This is a genomic window from Nesiotobacter zosterae (assembly GCF_033843645.1).
Lineage (GTDB): Bacteria > Pseudomonadota > Alphaproteobacteria > Rhizobiales > Stappiaceae > Pseudovibrio > Pseudovibrio zosterae.
On sequence record NZ_JAWXVZ010000011.1, the window covers coordinates 129,285 to 144,793 of the forward strand.

The 15,509-nt window shown below is 58.3% G+C and carries 15 protein-coding genes; 6 read left to right on the forward strand and 9 right to left on the reverse strand.

Going from position 1 to position 15,509, the window contains the following annotated elements; genetic code table 11:
• Positions 1 to 24: 24 nt before the first annotated feature.
• Positions 25 to 1,233, forward strand: coding sequence for a CobW family GTP-binding protein (locus Q3Y58_RS16385; RefSeq protein WP_319622972.1), 1,209 nt, complete (start codon positions 25 to 27; stop codon positions 1,231 to 1,233).
• A 69-nt stretch (positions 1,234 to 1,302) separates the two neighbouring features.
• Here Q3Y58_RS16385 and Q3Y58_RS16390 read toward each other — a convergent pair whose 3' ends face one another.
• The 8 genes from Q3Y58_RS16390 to Q3Y58_RS16425 form a co-directional block, all read right to left on the reverse strand.
• Complete coding sequence (locus Q3Y58_RS16390) at positions 1,303 to 2,184, reverse strand: 3-hydroxybutyryl-CoA dehydrogenase (protein ID WP_274217631.1); 882 nt, start codon at positions 2,182 to 2,184, stop codon at positions 1,303 to 1,305.
• Between the two features lie 144 nt (positions 2,185 to 2,328).
• On the reverse strand, positions 2,329 to 3,258 hold the full coding sequence (locus tag Q3Y58_RS16395) for an electron transfer flavoprotein subunit alpha/FixB family protein (RefSeq protein WP_319622973.1): 930 nt from the start codon (positions 3,256 to 3,258) through the stop codon (positions 2,329 to 2,331).
• Between the two features lie 25 nt (positions 3,259 to 3,283).
• On the reverse strand, positions 3,284 to 4,033 hold the full coding sequence (locus Q3Y58_RS16400; RefSeq protein WP_274217629.1) for an electron transfer flavoprotein subunit beta/FixA family protein: 750 nt from the start codon (positions 4,031 to 4,033) through the stop codon (positions 3,284 to 3,286).
• Between the two features lie 307 nt (positions 4,034 to 4,340).
• Positions 4,341 to 4,916, reverse strand: a complete 576-nt coding sequence (locus Q3Y58_RS16405; RefSeq protein WP_274217628.1) for a cob(I)yrinic acid a,c-diamide adenosyltransferase — start codon at positions 4,914 to 4,916, stop codon at positions 4,341 to 4,343.
• Between the two features lie 47 nt (positions 4,917 to 4,963).
• On the reverse strand, positions 4,964 to 5,155 hold the full coding sequence (locus Q3Y58_RS16410) for a twin transmembrane helix small protein (protein WP_274217627.1): 192 nt from the start codon (positions 5,153 to 5,155) through the stop codon (positions 4,964 to 4,966).
• A 30-nt stretch (positions 5,156 to 5,185) separates the two neighbouring features.
• The gene (locus Q3Y58_RS16415; RefSeq protein ID WP_319622974.1) at positions 5,186 to 5,707 is read right to left on the reverse strand and encodes a TspO/MBR family protein; all 522 of its coding nucleotides are present in this window, start codon (positions 5,705 to 5,707) and stop codon (positions 5,186 to 5,188) included.
• 26 nt (positions 5,708 to 5,733) lie between these two features.
• Positions 5,734 to 6,597 (reverse strand): SDR family oxidoreductase, encoded by an 864-nt coding sequence (locus Q3Y58_RS16420; RefSeq protein ID WP_319622975.1) that lies wholly within the window; start codon positions 6,595 to 6,597, stop codon positions 5,734 to 5,736.
• Between the two features lie 40 nt (positions 6,598 to 6,637).
• Complete coding sequence (locus Q3Y58_RS16425; RefSeq protein ID WP_413697837.1) at positions 6,638 to 7,849, reverse strand: ubiquinone biosynthesis hydroxylase; 1,212 nt, start codon at positions 7,847 to 7,849, stop codon at positions 6,638 to 6,640.
• Positions 7,850 to 7,992: 143 nt separating this feature from the next.
• On the opposite strand from Q3Y58_RS16425, the gene tesB reads away from it, so the two are divergent.
• Positions 7,993 to 8,868 (forward strand): acyl-CoA thioesterase II, encoded by an 876-nt coding sequence (tesB, locus tag Q3Y58_RS16430; RefSeq protein ID WP_274217623.1) that lies wholly within the window; start codon positions 7,993 to 7,995, stop codon positions 8,866 to 8,868.
• A gap of 36 nt (positions 8,869 to 8,904) precedes the next feature.
• Here tesB and tlpA read toward each other — a convergent pair whose 3' ends face one another.
• Positions 8,905 to 9,564, reverse strand: coding sequence for a thiol:disulfide interchange protein TlpA (tlpA, locus tag Q3Y58_RS16435; protein WP_319622977.1), 660 nt, complete (start codon positions 9,562 to 9,564; stop codon positions 8,905 to 8,907).
• Between the two features lie 30 nt (positions 9,565 to 9,594).
• Between tlpA and argH the strand changes: the two genes are divergently transcribed.
• From argH to Q3Y58_RS16455, 4 genes are all read left to right on the forward strand, one after another.
• Entirely contained in the window at positions 9,595 to 10,992 is a 1,398-nt protein-coding gene (argH, locus tag Q3Y58_RS16440) for an argininosuccinate lyase (RefSeq protein ID WP_319622978.1), read from the forward strand.
• A 145-nt stretch (positions 10,993 to 11,137) separates the two neighbouring features.
• The gene (locus tag Q3Y58_RS16445) at positions 11,138 to 11,365 is read left to right on the forward strand and encodes a lipoprotein (protein WP_274217620.1); all 228 of its coding nucleotides are present in this window, start codon (positions 11,138 to 11,140) and stop codon (positions 11,363 to 11,365) included.
• Between the two features lie 51 nt (positions 11,366 to 11,416).
• Complete coding sequence (lysA, locus tag Q3Y58_RS16450) at positions 11,417 to 12,688, forward strand: diaminopimelate decarboxylase (protein ID WP_319622979.1); 1,272 nt, start codon at positions 11,417 to 11,419, stop codon at positions 12,686 to 12,688.
• A 99-nt stretch (positions 12,689 to 12,787) separates the two neighbouring features.
• Positions 12,788 to 15,343, forward strand: a complete 2,556-nt coding sequence (locus Q3Y58_RS16455) for a TIGR02302 family protein (RefSeq protein ID WP_319622980.1) — start codon at positions 12,788 to 12,790, stop codon at positions 15,341 to 15,343.
• Positions 15,344 to 15,509 lie beyond the last annotated feature (166 nt).

Sequence of the window (15,509 nt, forward strand, 5' to 3'; positions counted from 1 at the left end):
ATTTTCGGGCGGACGTAGGACCTTATGGCAGAAGAACAAGGGCGGCGGCGTCCGCCAGAACCGATACCGCTTACCGTCATCACCGGCTTTCTTGGATCAGGCAAGACCACGCTGCTGAACCGCGTTCTGAAAGAACCGGCCCTTGAGGATACGGCAGTCATCATCAACGAGTTTGGCGAGATCAGCCTCGACCACTTGCTGGTTGAGAATATTGAAGACGGCATTATCGAGCTGTCTTCTGGCTGTTTGTGCTGCACCATTCGCGGTGACCTGATCAATACGCTGGAAGACCTTCTGCGCCGGATGGACAACGGCCGCATGAAAAAGGTGCGCCGGGTGATCATCGAGACCACCGGTCTTGCTGATCCGGCACCGGTGCTGCACAGCGTGATGCTGCATCCGTATCTGGTCATGCGCTATCGTCTTGATGGGGTGGTGACGCTGGTGGATGCGGTGAACGGCAACAACACGTTGAGCGCCCATGAGGAAGCCATCAAGCAGGTGGCGGTGGCGGACCGATTGGTGCTGACCAAAACGGATCTTCTTGATACGGACGCGCGCAAGGCGGATTTTGCCGCTTTAGAGCGCCGGTTGCACGAGCTTAATCCCGGTGCAGAGCGGCTTGATGCCCATGAAGGGGCTGCAACGGCGGCGGCGCTGATCAATTGCGGGCTTTATGACCCGGAAACGAAAATCGCAGATGTGGCGCGTTGGCTCAAGGAAGAAGCCTACCTTGAGGAACATGGGCACCATCACCACCACCATGCTCATGACCACGGTCACGGCCATGGCGCGGCCCATGCCCATGCACATGATCACGGCGACCACCATCATGACGTGAACCGGCACAGTGACAGCGTGCGGGCGTTCACTCTGTCGTCGACAACCGCGATCTCCGAAAACACACTGGAGATGTTTTTGGACCTGTTGCGCTCGGCTCATGGGCCGAACCTGTTGCGCGTGAAGGGCATCATCAAGCTGACAGAGACGCCAGAACAGCCGCTGGTGATCCATGGGGTGCAGCACGTGTTTCACCCGCCTGTAAAGCTTGACAAATGGCCCGATGGCGATCAGCGCACCCGTCTGGTTTTCATCACCAAAGATCTGTCTGAGGGCTTTGTGAAGCGCATGTTCGTCGCCTTTGCGGGGGAAGTTCAGTTGGATACGCCGGACCGTAAGGCACTGACGGACAACCCGCTTTCCATCTCCGGGTTTTCAGGCTCTTTCAAGTAAGAGAGCTTACAACGAGAAAAGCCCGCTCCAGCGAAGCGGGCTTTATCTTTTGCCTGTGTGTCCGGACCGTTAGCGGGTTGGGACCGGCACTTCACCGCGGTAATCGTAGAAGCCGCGCTGGGTCTTGCGACCGAGCCAGCCAGCCTCGACATACTTCACGAGAAGCGGACATGGGCGATACTTGGAGTCTGCCAGACCCTCATAGAGCACCTGCATGATGGACAGGCACGTGTCCAGACCGATGAAATCGGCCAGCTGAAGCGGGCCCATCGGGTGGTTGGCCCCAAGGCGCATGGCTGTGTCGATGGCTTCCACGGAGCCAACACCTTCATAGAGGGTGTAAATGGCTTCGTTGATCATTGGCAGCAGAATGCGGTTTACCATGAAGGCTGGGAAGTCTTCGGAAACCGCAACGGTCTTGCCAAGGCGCTCGGTGTAAACGCGAGAGGCTTCAAAGGTCTCATCTTCCGTAGCGATGCCGCGCACCAGCTCCACCAGCTCCATGATCGGAACCGGGTTCATGAAGTGAATGCCGATGAATTTCTCAGGGCGATCCGTGGCTGAGGCCAAACGGGTAATGGAAATGGAGGAGGTGTTGGAGCCGAGAATGGCCTCTGGCTTGAGGACCGGGCACAGGGCCGCGTAGACCTTCCGCTTGACCTGCTCGTTCTCATTGACCGCTTCCACGACCAAATCACAATCAGCCAGGCTGTCGATGTTTACGGACGGCGTGATCAAGCCCATCGCGCGATTGCGATCATCCTCGTTGATTGTTCCCTTACCGATCTGCCGGGCAAGGTTGCCCTCAACAGCTTCGATGCCGGCATCAACCTGATCCTGGGATACGTCGTGCAGGACTACTTCGTAGCCAGCAAGGGCTGAGACATGAGCAATGCCGTTCCCCATCTGGCCTGCGCCGACAACCCCGACCTTTTTAATCTCTAGCACCATCGTACGATCCAAACGCTTTTGGTTTCACAGCTCTAGGAGCTGCCTTGACGTGTTTGCCCATTCATTACAAGAGTTACCCAAAACAGCAAGAACCCCGGAAGGAAAATTAACATTCCGGGGCTCGTCATTAGGTTGTAGACGGGCCTACAGCGATTTTTCAAGCTCTGGAAGAGCTTCAAACAGGTCTGCAACCAGACCGTAGTCCGCTACCTGGAAGATTGGAGCCTCTTCGTCCTTGTTGATTGCAACAATGACTTTGGAGTCCTTCATACCTGCCAAGTGCTGGATTGCACCGGAAATGCCCGCCGCAATGTAAAGCTCTGGCGCAACGACCTTTCCGGTCTGACCCACCTGCCAGTCGTTGGGCGCATAACCCGCATCAACCGCAGCGCGGGACGCGCCGATTGCCGCGCCGAGCTTGTCAGCCACCGGGGTGATCACTTCGTTGAACTTCTCTTCGGAACCGAGGGCACGGCCGCCAGAGATGATCACACGGGCAGAAGCCAGTTCCGGACGGTCAGACTTGGCGATTTCCTCACCGACGAAGGAAGAAATGCCGGTGTCTGATGCCGCTGCAATGCTCTCAACGGCTGCGGAACCACCTTCACCCGCTGCCGCGAAGGACGCGGTACGCACGGTGATGACTTTCTTCGGATCGGTAGACTGGACAGTCTGGATCGCGTTGCCTGCGTAGATCGGACGCTTGAAGGTGTCGGCAGAGTCTACGGCGATGATGTCGGAGATCTGCATGACATCCAGCTTTGCTGCAACGCGAGGCAGGATGTTCTTGCCGTTGGTTGTGGCAGGGGCCACGATTGCATCGTAGCTTCCGGCCAAAGACAGGATCAGCTCTGCCACTGGTTCGGCAAGCTGGTGCTCGTAAGCATCGCCTTCTGCAACCAGAACCTTGGCGGCGCCTTCCAGCTTGGCCGCTGCTTCACCGGCACAGGCACAGCCTTTGCCAGCTACGAGAATGTGCACATCACCGCCCAGTGCCAGCGCGGCTGTAAGCGCCTTGGCAGTTGCGTCGTTCAGTGCAGTGTTGGAATGCTCAGCCACAAGAAGCGTGGTCATCGTGTTCAACTCCTCTTGTTGGGCCTTAAAGAACGCCAGCTTCGTTTTTCAGCTTGTCGACCAGCTCAGCAACGCTTGCCACCTTGACGCCAGCCTGACGGCTTGCCGGTTCAGCGGTGTTGAGAACCTTGAGGCGCGGCGCAATGTCTACGCCGTAGTCCGCCGGGGACTTCTCGTCGATTGGCTTCTTCTTTGCCTTCATGATGTTTGGCAGAGAAGCGTAGCGCGGTTCATTCAGGCGCAGGTCCGTGGTGACGATTGCTGGCATGTTCAGCTTGACCGTCTGCAGACCGCCATCGATTTCACGGGTGACGTCCACGGTGCCTTCACCCAGATCAACCTTGGATGCAAAGGTACCTTGTGCCCAACCCAGCAGAGCTGCGAGCATCTGGCCGGTCTGGTTGGCGTCGTCATCGATTGCCTGCTTGCCGAGGATCACAAGACCCGGCTCTTCGGCTTCAACGATGCCTTTCAGGATCTTGGCAACAGCAAGCGGCTCGGTGGTTTCGTCGGTCTTCACGAGGATGCCGCGATCAGCGCCCATCGCCAGGCCGGTACGGATGGTTTCAGTTGCCTGCTGAGGGCCGATGGAGACAACAACGATTTCGGTTGCCTTGCCAGCCTCTTTCAGACGCAGAGCTTCTTCAACGGCGATCTCGTCAAATGGGTTCATGGACATCTTGACGTTTGCCAGTTCGACGCCAGACCCATCTGCTTTGACACGTACTTTCACGTTGTAGTCGACGACCCGTTTTACGGGCACGAGAATTTTCATTTTCCTTGAACCTCCACCAGAATTGCAATGGCATTGGCGCTGCAGCGATCTGGCTCGCGCTGGTGCAACAGCATCTTGATTTCAACCTACTGCGGAACCCGTTGTGCATTGCAGTTTGGGCTGACGGTAGCCAGCTCAATCAGTACTGTCAACGATGGCCTAGGGTAAATTTCGTGCGGGTTTCAACCAATGTCTAAGGGTTGAAAACCAGATCGCAGAAGTTTGATAGACCTTGGAATGACCTGTGAATACAGAACCTAGACCATCGTTTAACGTAAACGTAAGTTCGTTGACGCAGTTGGCTGGCTCAGCGGTTTTTACCGGCCACCCAGAGCACGTCCGTTTCCCCCTTGTCGTTGGCATAACGCGCTGCAACAAACATCAAGTCAGAAAGGCGGTTGAGGTACTGCAACGCTTCTGCATTGACCTGCTCCTTTTCCCGAAGCGCGGCCACGAGGCGTTCGGCGCGTCGGGACACGGTGCGCGCCTGATGCAGGTAGGCGGAAAGGGCTGAGCCGCCCGGCAGCACGAAAGAGCGCAGCGGTGAAAGCTCGCTGTTGAGCTGATCAATGGTGATTTCGAGAAACTCGACTTGCTTGGCCGTGATGCGCAGCGGCTCATAGCCGAGGTCTTCATCTGTGTGCGGTGTGGCAAGGTCCGCGCCAAGATCGAACAGATCGTTCTGAATGTGGGCCAGTGCCTCATCAAGAGCTGGCATGGCATCAGCCGCGTGAAGGCGGGCCAGACCGATGACGGAATTGGTTTCATCAACGGTGCCGTAGGCTTCGACACGCAGGTCATGTTTTGCCCGGCGCTCACCTGAGCCGAGGGCAGTGGTGCCGTCATCGCCCGTTTTCGTGTAGATCTTGTTCAGTACGACCATCAAGTCCCCCGACCATGCTTGTGTTGTTCTGTTTGGTGATTGGCAGCTTAGCCACGCATGAAATAGATGCTGGCCATGATGAGAATGATTGCTGCAAATTGCAGGATGACGCGCCACCGCATGAGCTGCTGGGAGCGGTTGGCGCTGCCACCGCGCATCATGTTCCATAGCCCCAGTACGAGCACCACTGCAACGGCTGCCACGGCAACCGGGACCATGGTATTGACCACTCCGCCCATGACCTGTTCCTTTCCCTGGACTTCAAGCTGTTAATTCAGGCTTACGATCGCAGCGTTCAGGAGACCGGCAAAGCCTAGCCATAGAAGATAGGGCAGGAAGAGCCAGGCTGCCAATGGACGCCGAATGGCGAATATACGTAAAGTTACGAGGCCTGTTAAGAGCAGGATACCAAGGATTCCAAGGGCAAGTAGGGGCGACTTTAGGCCAAAGAAGCTCAAGGACCACAGGCCGTTGAGAAGCATCTGGAACACAAAGAGCAACTGAAGGCGCAGCTTCTGGCCTTTGTTCGCGCCGGAGCGGTCAAACTCTATGGCGACCCAGATGGCAATGGCAATGAGCGCGTAAAGGGTGGTCCAGACCGGCGCGAACAGCCAGTTGGGCGGGCTGAAGAACGGTTTGGTGAGGCCTGCATACCACTCGGGAATGGCGGGCGCAGTGACCACGCCGCCGTAAAGGCCGGTGGCGTAACACAACAAGACCCAGCCAAGCAGGCGGCTCCAGACTACGCGGTTCTTGAGCTTGGCCTTGGTTTCATCAGAGAAACTGAACATGTGCCTTACGCCTCCTGTTGTTGGGCTTATTCCTCAGCATCTGCCGCACGGATCAGGAACCGGTCGAGCAAGCGGTTCGGCAGAATGCGGCGGAGAACTCCCATGAGATGGGTTGGCACAGTGACGAAGTAACGGGGCTTTGCCTTTTTGGCTTCAATGGCGTGGATCAGCCGATCCACCACCGCTTCTGGCCCCAGTTTGAAACGGGTGGCTCCGCCGCTCTTCAAATGATTGAGGCGGCGATGGTAGGCCGCCTTGAACGGGGAGCGTTCGATCACCGCTTCACCCAACTCGCGGTGGAACATGGCCATGGCGTTTTCGTTGAACTTGCTCTCGATGGGACCCGGCTCAATGAGGCTGACCTGAATGCCCGAGCCATCCAGTTCCATGCGAAGGGTGTCGGTGAGCCCTTCCAGCGCGTATTTCGTGGCGTTGTATGCGCCGCGATACTTCATGGCGATCAGCCCAAGCACTGAGGAACACTGAACAATACGGCCGTGGCGTTGCTGACGCATGACGGGCAGGACGCGGCAGGTGAGATCGTGCCAGCCGAAGAAGTTGGCTTCGAACTGGTCGCGAAAGGCCTCGACAGGCAGATCTTCAACGGCACCGGGGAGAGCGTAGGCCCCGTTGTTGAACAGGGCATCCAAACGTCCGCCGGTTTGCGCCAGCACCGCTTCTACTGCCGCTGCGATGGTCTCCGGCTTTTGGTAATCAAGCAGGAAGGCGTTGAACCCTTCCGCCCGCAAGCGCTCCACGTCCTTTTGCTGGCGGCAGGTGGGATAAACGTCCCAGCCGCGCTCTTTCAAGATCTTGGCAGCGGCATAGCCAATGCCCGTTGAGCAGCCTGTTATGAGGATGCTGCGCCCGGAAACGGTCGGTGCTGACACGAGTTTGCCCCTACGTGGTCGCGAAATGATGAGAAGTGGCTCAGATCGGGTTGCCGATCAGCAGCTTTGGTGTGGTGCCCGTGGTGCCGGCGGCTTCGCCAATGAACATCTTCTTCATGAATGGCATGCGCTCTACCAAGCCCAGACCAAGGTCGCGCACACCGCGCACCACATCCAGATCGTTGGAGAACAGGCGGTTCAGCAAATCGGTTGTGACGCCCATGCGGTAGGTGTCGAACCGGCGCCAGGTCTGATAGCGCTCCAGAATGTGGGCTGCGCCAATGTCGAGGCCAAGGCGGTGGGCATCAACCAACACTTCGGCGAGCGCAGCCACATCCTTGAAGCCGTAGTTGAGGCCCTGACCGGCGATCGGGTGAATGCCGTGGGCGGCGTCACCGGCGAGCACGAAACGGTTGGCGATGAAGGAGCGGGCGAGCGTCAGGCTGAGCGGGAAGGCGGCGCGCGGTCCATCAAGGCGCAGCTCGCCAAGGTGGCGGCCAAAGCGGCGCTCCAGCTCGATTTCGAAGGTGAACTCGTCGCCTTTCACGAGGCGCTCGGCTTCCAGCGTCTTTTCCGTCCAGACGATGGAGGAGCGGTTGCCGGTGAGCGGCAGGATGGCAAATGGGCCCGAGGGCAGGAAGTGCTCTTCGGCGCGGCCGTTATGCGGGCGCTCGTGGGCAACTGTTGTGACAATGCCGGACTGTTTGTAATCCCAGCGGTTGACGGCAATTCCGGCAAGACCGCGCAGCTTGGACTTTACGCCATCGGCGGCCACGAGCAGGCGGGAATGAAGCATTTCGCCGGAGCGCAGGCGGATGGTGACAGAAGCCGCGTCGGTGGAGAAGTCGTCGATGCTCTCTGGTGCGATGATGGTAACACCCTCGCGGACCGCCTCATCATATAGCGCACCAACCATGCGGTTGTTTGGGACCATGTGCGCGAACGGCTCGCCTTCCTCAACTTCACCGTCGAATGTGAGGTATACCGGGCGCACGCTGTCATGAAGCTTGCTGTCCGTGACGATCATGTCGTTGATGGGCTGGGCCTCGGGCTCAAGCTTGTGCCAGACGCCGAGCTGATCCAGCATGCGGGTCGCTGCAGCGGCGATGGCTGAGGCGCGCGGATCATTCTCGATGGCTGAGCGGGGGCGCAGGTCGACCAGAGCGACCTTCATGGAAGGCTCGGACTGCTTCAACGCCAGTGCCAATGACAGACCCACATAACCGCCGCCTCCGATGACCACGTCTAGCATTTCATCAGCAGCGGACATATTTTCTTCACTCATCGGTTTACCTGTGCGTTGTGGGCTGCGCTGTTGGTCCCATTGACTTAAGCTCCACGACCCTGCGTAGTCGTAGGCAACACTTAGTACATATCTGAAGTAGGAATGTCGTTATGACAAGCGCTGTTACAGCTCTTTTGGACATACTTGATCTTGAACCGCTCGAACACAATCTGTTTCGCGGACGCAGTCCACAAGCTGGATGGCAGCGTGTTTTCGGTGGTCAGGTGATCGGTCAAGCCCTTGTGGCGGCTTCGCGAACGGTGGAGGACAGCCGGTCCGTCCATTCGTTGCACGGCTATTTTCTGCGCCCTGGTGATCCTCAGGTGCCGATCATCTACGAGGTGGATCGCATTCGCGACGGCGGCAGCTTTACCACGCGCCGGGTGGTGGCAATCCAGCACGGCAAGGCGATTTTCTCCATGTCGGCGTCGTTCCAGGTGCATGAAGAAGGCATCGAGCACCAGATCGACATGCCGGATGTGCCCAAGCCCGAAGATCTGATCAGCGAGAAAGAGCTCAAGGAGAAGTTCATTGACCACGCGCCCGAGGCGGTGAAGCGCTACTGGCGCCGGGAACGCCCGATTGAGCTGCGTCCGGTGGACTACACCCACTTCCTGAGCAGCAAGAAGTTGCCGCCCTACCAGCATGTCTGGGTGCGGGCGACGGCGCCGCTGCCAGATGATCCGCGTTTGCACCAGTGTGTTCTGGCCTATGCCTCGGACATGACGCTTCTGGATACGGCGCTTTATCCGCATGGCCGTTCCGTGTTTGACAGCAGCCTGCAGGTGGCAAGCCTCGACCACGCCATGTGGTTCCACCGTCCGTTCCGTGCGGACGAATGGTTGCTCTACACGCAGGACAGCCCAACCACCACGGGCGCGCGCGGCTTCAACCGCGGCAGCCTTTATACCCGCGACGGGGTGCTGGTTGCGTCCACTGCGCAGGAAGGTCTGACCCGGTTGCGGGACGATGCAAAGGAAAAGTGAGGGTTATTTCGATATCGAAATGACCGAGGCTCAGAGTCAGCTCTGAGCCTCAATGGCGCGATTGACCAGTTTCAGTGCCTCCGGTGCAGCCCAATCTGCCGGACCATACATGGTGCCGATCTCACAGCCGTCCTCACCAACCATAATAGTGGTTGGCAAGCCCAGTGCGCGGGCCTTGGCCCGTAGGTCGTTGAAGACCTTCATGCTGTTGTCAGAGTAGTAGGCGAGGTGACTGACACCGACCTCCTCAAGGAAGGCGAGTTGCTTGTCGTCGGTATCGTTCCTGTCGACATTGACCGCAATCACGTTGAACACGTCGCCGCCCATCTCGGCCTGCAGGCGGTCCAGATGCGGCATTTCCTTGCGGCAAGGTGCACACCACGTGGCCCAGATGTTCAGGAGCTTGGTTCCTTCAATGTCTGCGAGAGAAATCGGGGTGCCGTCGGCAGTCTTGAAGGTGAGATCGCCTACCGAGAGAGGGTTTTGAGCTGGCAAAAAAGCCGCAACTTCACCGGTCGCGAGCGGTTTCAGCTGGGAGGCAGCCGTCATGGAAGACTGACAGACGTTGGCAGTGGCACTGCCCGCGACTTGCGTTTGATAGAGGTAGATCCCGCCCAGACCGACAATTAATCCGGCCAAACCTGCGACAAGGGCTTTTCGAAGTCCAAAGTTTCCGGTAGTGGTCGAACTCTTCATATCAATTCCCAAAGATTAAGAGGGCGTTACATGAGCAACCGCATGTGGGGCGGTCGGTTTGCCGAGGGACCCGACGCAATCATGGAAGAAATCAATGCGTCTATCGATTTCGACCAAAAGCTGTACAAACAGGATATCGCTGGGTCTCAGGCGCATGTACGCATGTTGGCAGAGCAAGGTATCGTTTCAAGCGATGATGCCGAAAAGATTGTCAACGGTCTAAACACAATCTTGTCAGAGATTGTGGCAGGAACCTTCAAATTTTCGCGTGCGCTGGAAGACATCCACATGAACATTGAGGCACGCCTTGCAGAGCTGATTGGTCCAGCCGCCGGCCGCCTGCACACTGCGCGCTCCCGTAACGACCAGGTGGCAACGGATTTCCGCTTGTGGGTACGGGACACGCTGGATGATCTGGAAGCGCAGCTTACGGAACTGATTCAGACGCTTGCCGAGAAGGCGGAGCTGCATGCGGGCGATGTGATGCCAGGCTTTACGCACCTGCAGTCTGCGCAGCCGGTGACCTTTGGCCACCACATGATGGCGTATGTCGAGATGTTTGCCCGTGACCGGTCCCGTGTCCGCGATGCGCGCGAGCGCATGAACGAGAGCCCGCTGGGCAGCGCCGCCCTTGCGGGTACATCCTTCCCGATTGACCGTGAGATGACCGCCAAGGCGCTGGGCTTTGACCGCCCAACCGCCAACTCTCTGGATGGTGTGTCAGACCGTGACTTCGTGCTGGAAGCGCTGGCAGATGCCTCTATTTGCGCCATGCATCTGTCTCGTCTGGCGGAAGAGATCGTGATCTGGTGTTCTGCACAGTTCAATTTCATCAAGCTTTCCGACAAGTTCTCTACCGGCTCTTCCATCATGCCGCAAAAGAAGAACCCGGATGCCGCTGAACTGGTGCGTGCCAAGACCGGCCGTATTTACGGGGCTTTGAATGCGCTTCTGGTGATGATGAAAGGGCTTCCGCTGACCTATTCCAAGGACATGCAGGAAGACAAGGAGCAGGCGTTTGACGCGCTGCCGAACCTTTCTCTGGCGCTGGCTGCCATGACTGGCATGGTGCGCGACATGGAACCAAACACCAAGGTGATGAAGAAGGCTGCGGGGTCTGGCTACTCCACCGCAACCGACCTGGCGGACTGGTGCGTGCGCGTTTTGGGCATGCCGTTCCGCGATGCACACCATGTGACCGGTGCATTGGTTGCCAAGGCGGTTGAGAAAAATGTGGAGTTGCATAAGCTCACACTGGAAGAGATGCAGAGCGTGGAGCCAAACATCACGGATGATGTGTACAGTGTTCTGTCTGTCGACAAGTCCGTGCGTAGCCGCGTCAGCTATGGGGGCACCAGTCCGGTGAACGTGCGCAAACAAGCGCGCCGGTGGCTGAAGCAGTTGGAACGTGAGGCGAAACGGTCCTGAATCTTTACAGAAACTGGACCCTTGATGTTCGCCAAAAAGCGATGCATGGAATAACCAGTTGGCCCCGGAGAAATTCAGGGGTCAGCGTCCGGCAGGCGAACACGGTTTAATGATGGGATAGCCATCAACTGGAGTTATGAAGAGAATGAGCAGTCAATTCTCGAAGGTCGCGCCGAAACTGGTCACTGTTGCTGTGGTGGCTGGTCTTGCCATGAGCGTGGCAGCTTGCGGGCGTAAAGGAAGTCTCGAGCCGGTTCGTGCGGAAGCGCCGCAGACGCAGGATCAGGCCGTGGTTTCCAAAACACCGGAGGCCCCTGAGGTCAAGGAACAGAAGTCCTTTTTTCTGGATCCGCTGATCGACCCGGGCCTCTAGTCGCTTTTCGGCCTATCAAGTGAGGGGATAGGCCATCTAGAGGATCTGGCAGTGCATCACTTCACTTACAAGAACGGCGCGTTGTTCGCCGAAGGTGTGTCTGTTCCCGAAATCGCCGAGAGCGTGGGAACTCCATTCTATTGTTATTCACGCGCGACGCTTGAACGCCATTTTGGTGTTTTCAAGGAAGCCTTTGCCAGCGTGGATCATCTTGTTTGTTATGCACTGAAAGCGAACTCCAACCTTGCCGTGTTGAAACTGCTCGCCAATCTGGGGGCGGGCATGGACGTGGTCTCTGAAGGAGAGCTGCGCCGTGCGCTGACCGCGGGTGTGGCCCCTCAAAAGATCGTTTTCTCCGGTGTGGGCAAGACCCGCGCGGAAATGCGGTTTGCGCTTGAGGCAGGTATCCTGTGCTTCAATGTGGAGTCCGAGCCGGAACTGAAGCGGCTTTCACAGGTCGCCAGCGCCATGGGCAAGGTGGCGCCGGTATCCTTGCGCATCAACCCGGATGTTGATGCCCAGACCCACGCCAAGATCTCCACCGGCAAGGCGGAAAACAAGTTCGGCATTCCGTGGCAGCGCGCCCGGGAAGTCTATGGACACGCCGCTGCACTGCCGGGCCTCAAGGTGACCGGCATCGACATGCACATCGGGTCGCAGATCACCACACTGGAACCCTTTGACAGCGCATTCTCTCGCCTTGGTGAGCTGATTGAAACGCTGAAGGCAGATGGCCACGAGATTGAGCACGTGGACGTGGGCGGCGGCCTTGGTATCCCTTATTCTGATGAGATGCACGCCCCTGATCCCCTTGCCTATGCTGAAGTGGTGCGCAAGCACGTCGAAAAACTCGGTTGCAAGGTGATCTTCGAGCCGGGCCGCATGATTGCGGGCAACGCGGGCATTCTGGTGACAGAGACGATCTACGTGAAAGAAGGCGAAGCAAAGAACTTCGTTATCGTGGATGCAGCCATGAATGATCTTATTCGGCCAACGCTTTACGAAGCGCATCACGATGTGGGTGCGGTGAGCGAAGCGCGCCAGAACGGTCCGACAATGAAGGCGGATGTGGTGGGACCGGTTTGCGAGACCGGCGATTACATTGCGCTCGACCGAGAGATGCCCAAAGTTGAGGAGGGCGACCTGATTGCGGTGTACTCCGCCGGGGCCTATGGCGCGACCCAATCTTCCACCTACAACACCCGTTTGTTGGTGCCAGAGGTCATGGTGGACGGCGACAAGTTTGCCGTGATCCGCAAGCGCCAAACCTATGAAGAGCTGTTGGGCCAAGACGTTATGCCGGAGTGGCTCACTGAAAACTGATAGGCCGAAGAAACTTTCCTAGCGGAAGTTAATTGCTCCTTGTCACTGATCGCCCTATGCTCCACGTTAAAAGAGATAATAAGCGATCAGTGAGGCCCCGTGGCAGATAAGGCTCCGCAAGAAACACAGACCGCTCCACATCGGCGTTCTCATTCGGCGCTGGCCCTCCTGTTTTCGCGCAGCCTAGATGGACAGGTCTATCGGCTTCAGGTGCGAGCCGGAGCCTATCAGCTTTTCGAGCAGGTATGGCCCAATCTGGTGCCGCCTGCCATTCTCGCCGTTTTTTACATTGCCATCAGCTTTCTGGGCGTCTGGGCCTATTTGCCTTGGTTCCTCTCAGGGCTGGTCGCGGTCGGGTTCATAGCAGGCGGTCTGTGGTTAGCCCGCGGCCTGCTCGCGGTGCGGCTGCCGACGCGCACCCAGGCTATCCGCCGGATAGAGCAATCCAGCGGCCTTTCTCATGCGCCGCTGCAATCTCTGGAAGATACCATCGCTCTTGGCCGGGATGACCCGGCGTCCCAAGCGCTCTGGGCGTTTCATCAGAAGAAGCTTTTGGAACGGGTGAGGGCGCTCAAGGTAGACGGCCCCAAGACCAGAGGCTTTCTGAAAGACCCATATGGGCTGCGCGCGCTGGCGGCCATGGTGCTGGTGGTGGCGGTCGCTGTTTCCGGGCCTGATCGGTGGAACACCTTGAGCCAGCCGTTCAGTCTGGGCCCTGCCGGGACGCAAATACCACCTCGTATTGATGCTTGGGTGACGCCGCCTGCCTACACCGGAGAAGCGCCGATTTTCCTTAGCGGGGTGGCGCAGGACCTGCGCGATGCCAACACGCCGTTTACCGTGCCCGAGGGCAGCGAACTCTTGGTGCGGGTACAAAACGGCCCGGACCTTGAAGTGGTGCTTGAAGGCGGGGCTGCGGAAGCGCTCACTCAGGATGAGGATGAAGCGGACAAGATCAACACCGGTGCCCGTGAGTGGCAGTTCAAGCTGACTGAGAACGTGGAGGTGGCCGTAAAGGATGGCGGTGACACCGCGCAGCTGTGGCGGTTTGCCGTGCAGCCGGACAGGGCGCCCTCCATTGCCTATCTGGCAGACCCGGAGCCGCAGCTTTCCGGCAGCTTGCGGTTTCAGTACACCATCAGTGATGATTATGGCGTGGCCTCTGCCAGTGCCGTCATCCAGCAACGCCCTGACTCGCGCAATCTGCAATCTGATCCACGTCCGCTGATCGAAGCGCCAGACATAGACCTGTCGCTGCCAGCACGCCCTGCCACCGAGGGCAATGGCGAAACCTTCAAGGACCTGACGGCGCATCCTTGGGCGGGCTCTGAGGTCAACATTCAGCTTCAGGCGCGCGATCAAGCAGGCAAGATGGGCGTTTCCGAACAGCTGGCGGTGGTGTTGCCGGAGCGGCGCTTTTCCAAACCACTTGCACGGGCGGTTGTGGAGCAGCGCCGTGAGCTGGCCATGGACGCCAACCAGCATGTTCAGGTGATTGATGCGTTTGATGCGTTGATGATTGCGCCGGAAGAGTTCATTGACGACGCTGGCATTTATCTGCCGTTGCGGTTGGCCTATCGCCAGCTTGTGGCCGCTGAGACGGACGACGAACTGCGTGCGGTGATCGAGGTCCTCTGGACATTGGCGCTCGCCATTGAGGATGGGGATCTGTCTGTGGCCGAGCAGGCCCTGCGAGATGCGCAGGAGGAGCTGCGACGTGCCTTGGAAGAGGGCGCGTCGGAAGAAGAGATTGCCCGGCTTATGGACAACCTGCGCAACGCTTTGCAGGAGTACCTGCAGGCCTTGATGCAACAGATGCAGCAGAACCCGCAGGCCATGCAGCAGATGCCCATGGACCCGAACATGCAGCAGATCAATCCGCAGGATTTGGATGAGATGATGCGGCGCATGGAAGAGCTGGCCCGTCAGGGCTCTCTGGAAGCGGCGCGCGAGCTGCTTTCCCAGATGCAGCAAATGCTTGAAAACCTGCAAACCGCTCGGCCGCAGGCTCCCAGCCAGCAACAACAGCAGATGATGGAGACCCTGAACCAGCTTGGCGAGATGATCCAGCGCCAGCAAGAGCTGATGGATGACACCCACCAGTATGCGCCCAACAAGCAGGACGACCGGATGCGGTCTTACCCAAACCAGTCTGGCGAGCCCATGAGCCCGGAAGAGCTTGAGCAGGCTCTGCAGCAACTGCAACGCCAGCAGGGCGATCTTTCCGATCAATTGCAGCAAATGCTTGATGAGTTGGCGAACAACGGCATGGGCCAGAACGACCAGCTGGAAGGGGCTGGCGAGTCCATGGATGATGCCCGCGGCGCGTTGGGCCAGTCGGAACCAGGGCAAGCGCTGGGCGATCAAGGGCGTGCTCTGGAGCAGTTGCGCCAAGGCGCGCAGCAGCTGGCCGAGCAAATGGCGGGTGAGGGCAACGGCCCGGGCATGACGCAGAACTCGCCGTTCAGTCAGGACCCATTGGGGCGGATGCGCCGGACAGAGGGGCCAGACTTTGGCGACCAAGTGAAGGTGCCCGATGAAATTGACATTCAGCGTGCTCGGCGCATTCTTGAAGAGTTGCGGCGCCGGTTCTCCGATCCGGAAAGACCGGAGCTTGAGCTGGACTATCTGGAGCGCCTGCTCAAACGCTATTGAAACTGAGCATCGCGCTTAAACGAAAAAGCCGCCTCATGTGGGCGGCTCAGATTGATGACAAACCCCGTCATATTTTTGGCGGGGTTTTCGTTTTTTAGGTCTGCGGCGCGGCCTAAAACTACCCCTTGCGACTTACGCCGCCGTAGCTTGTGTTTTGGTGTTCATA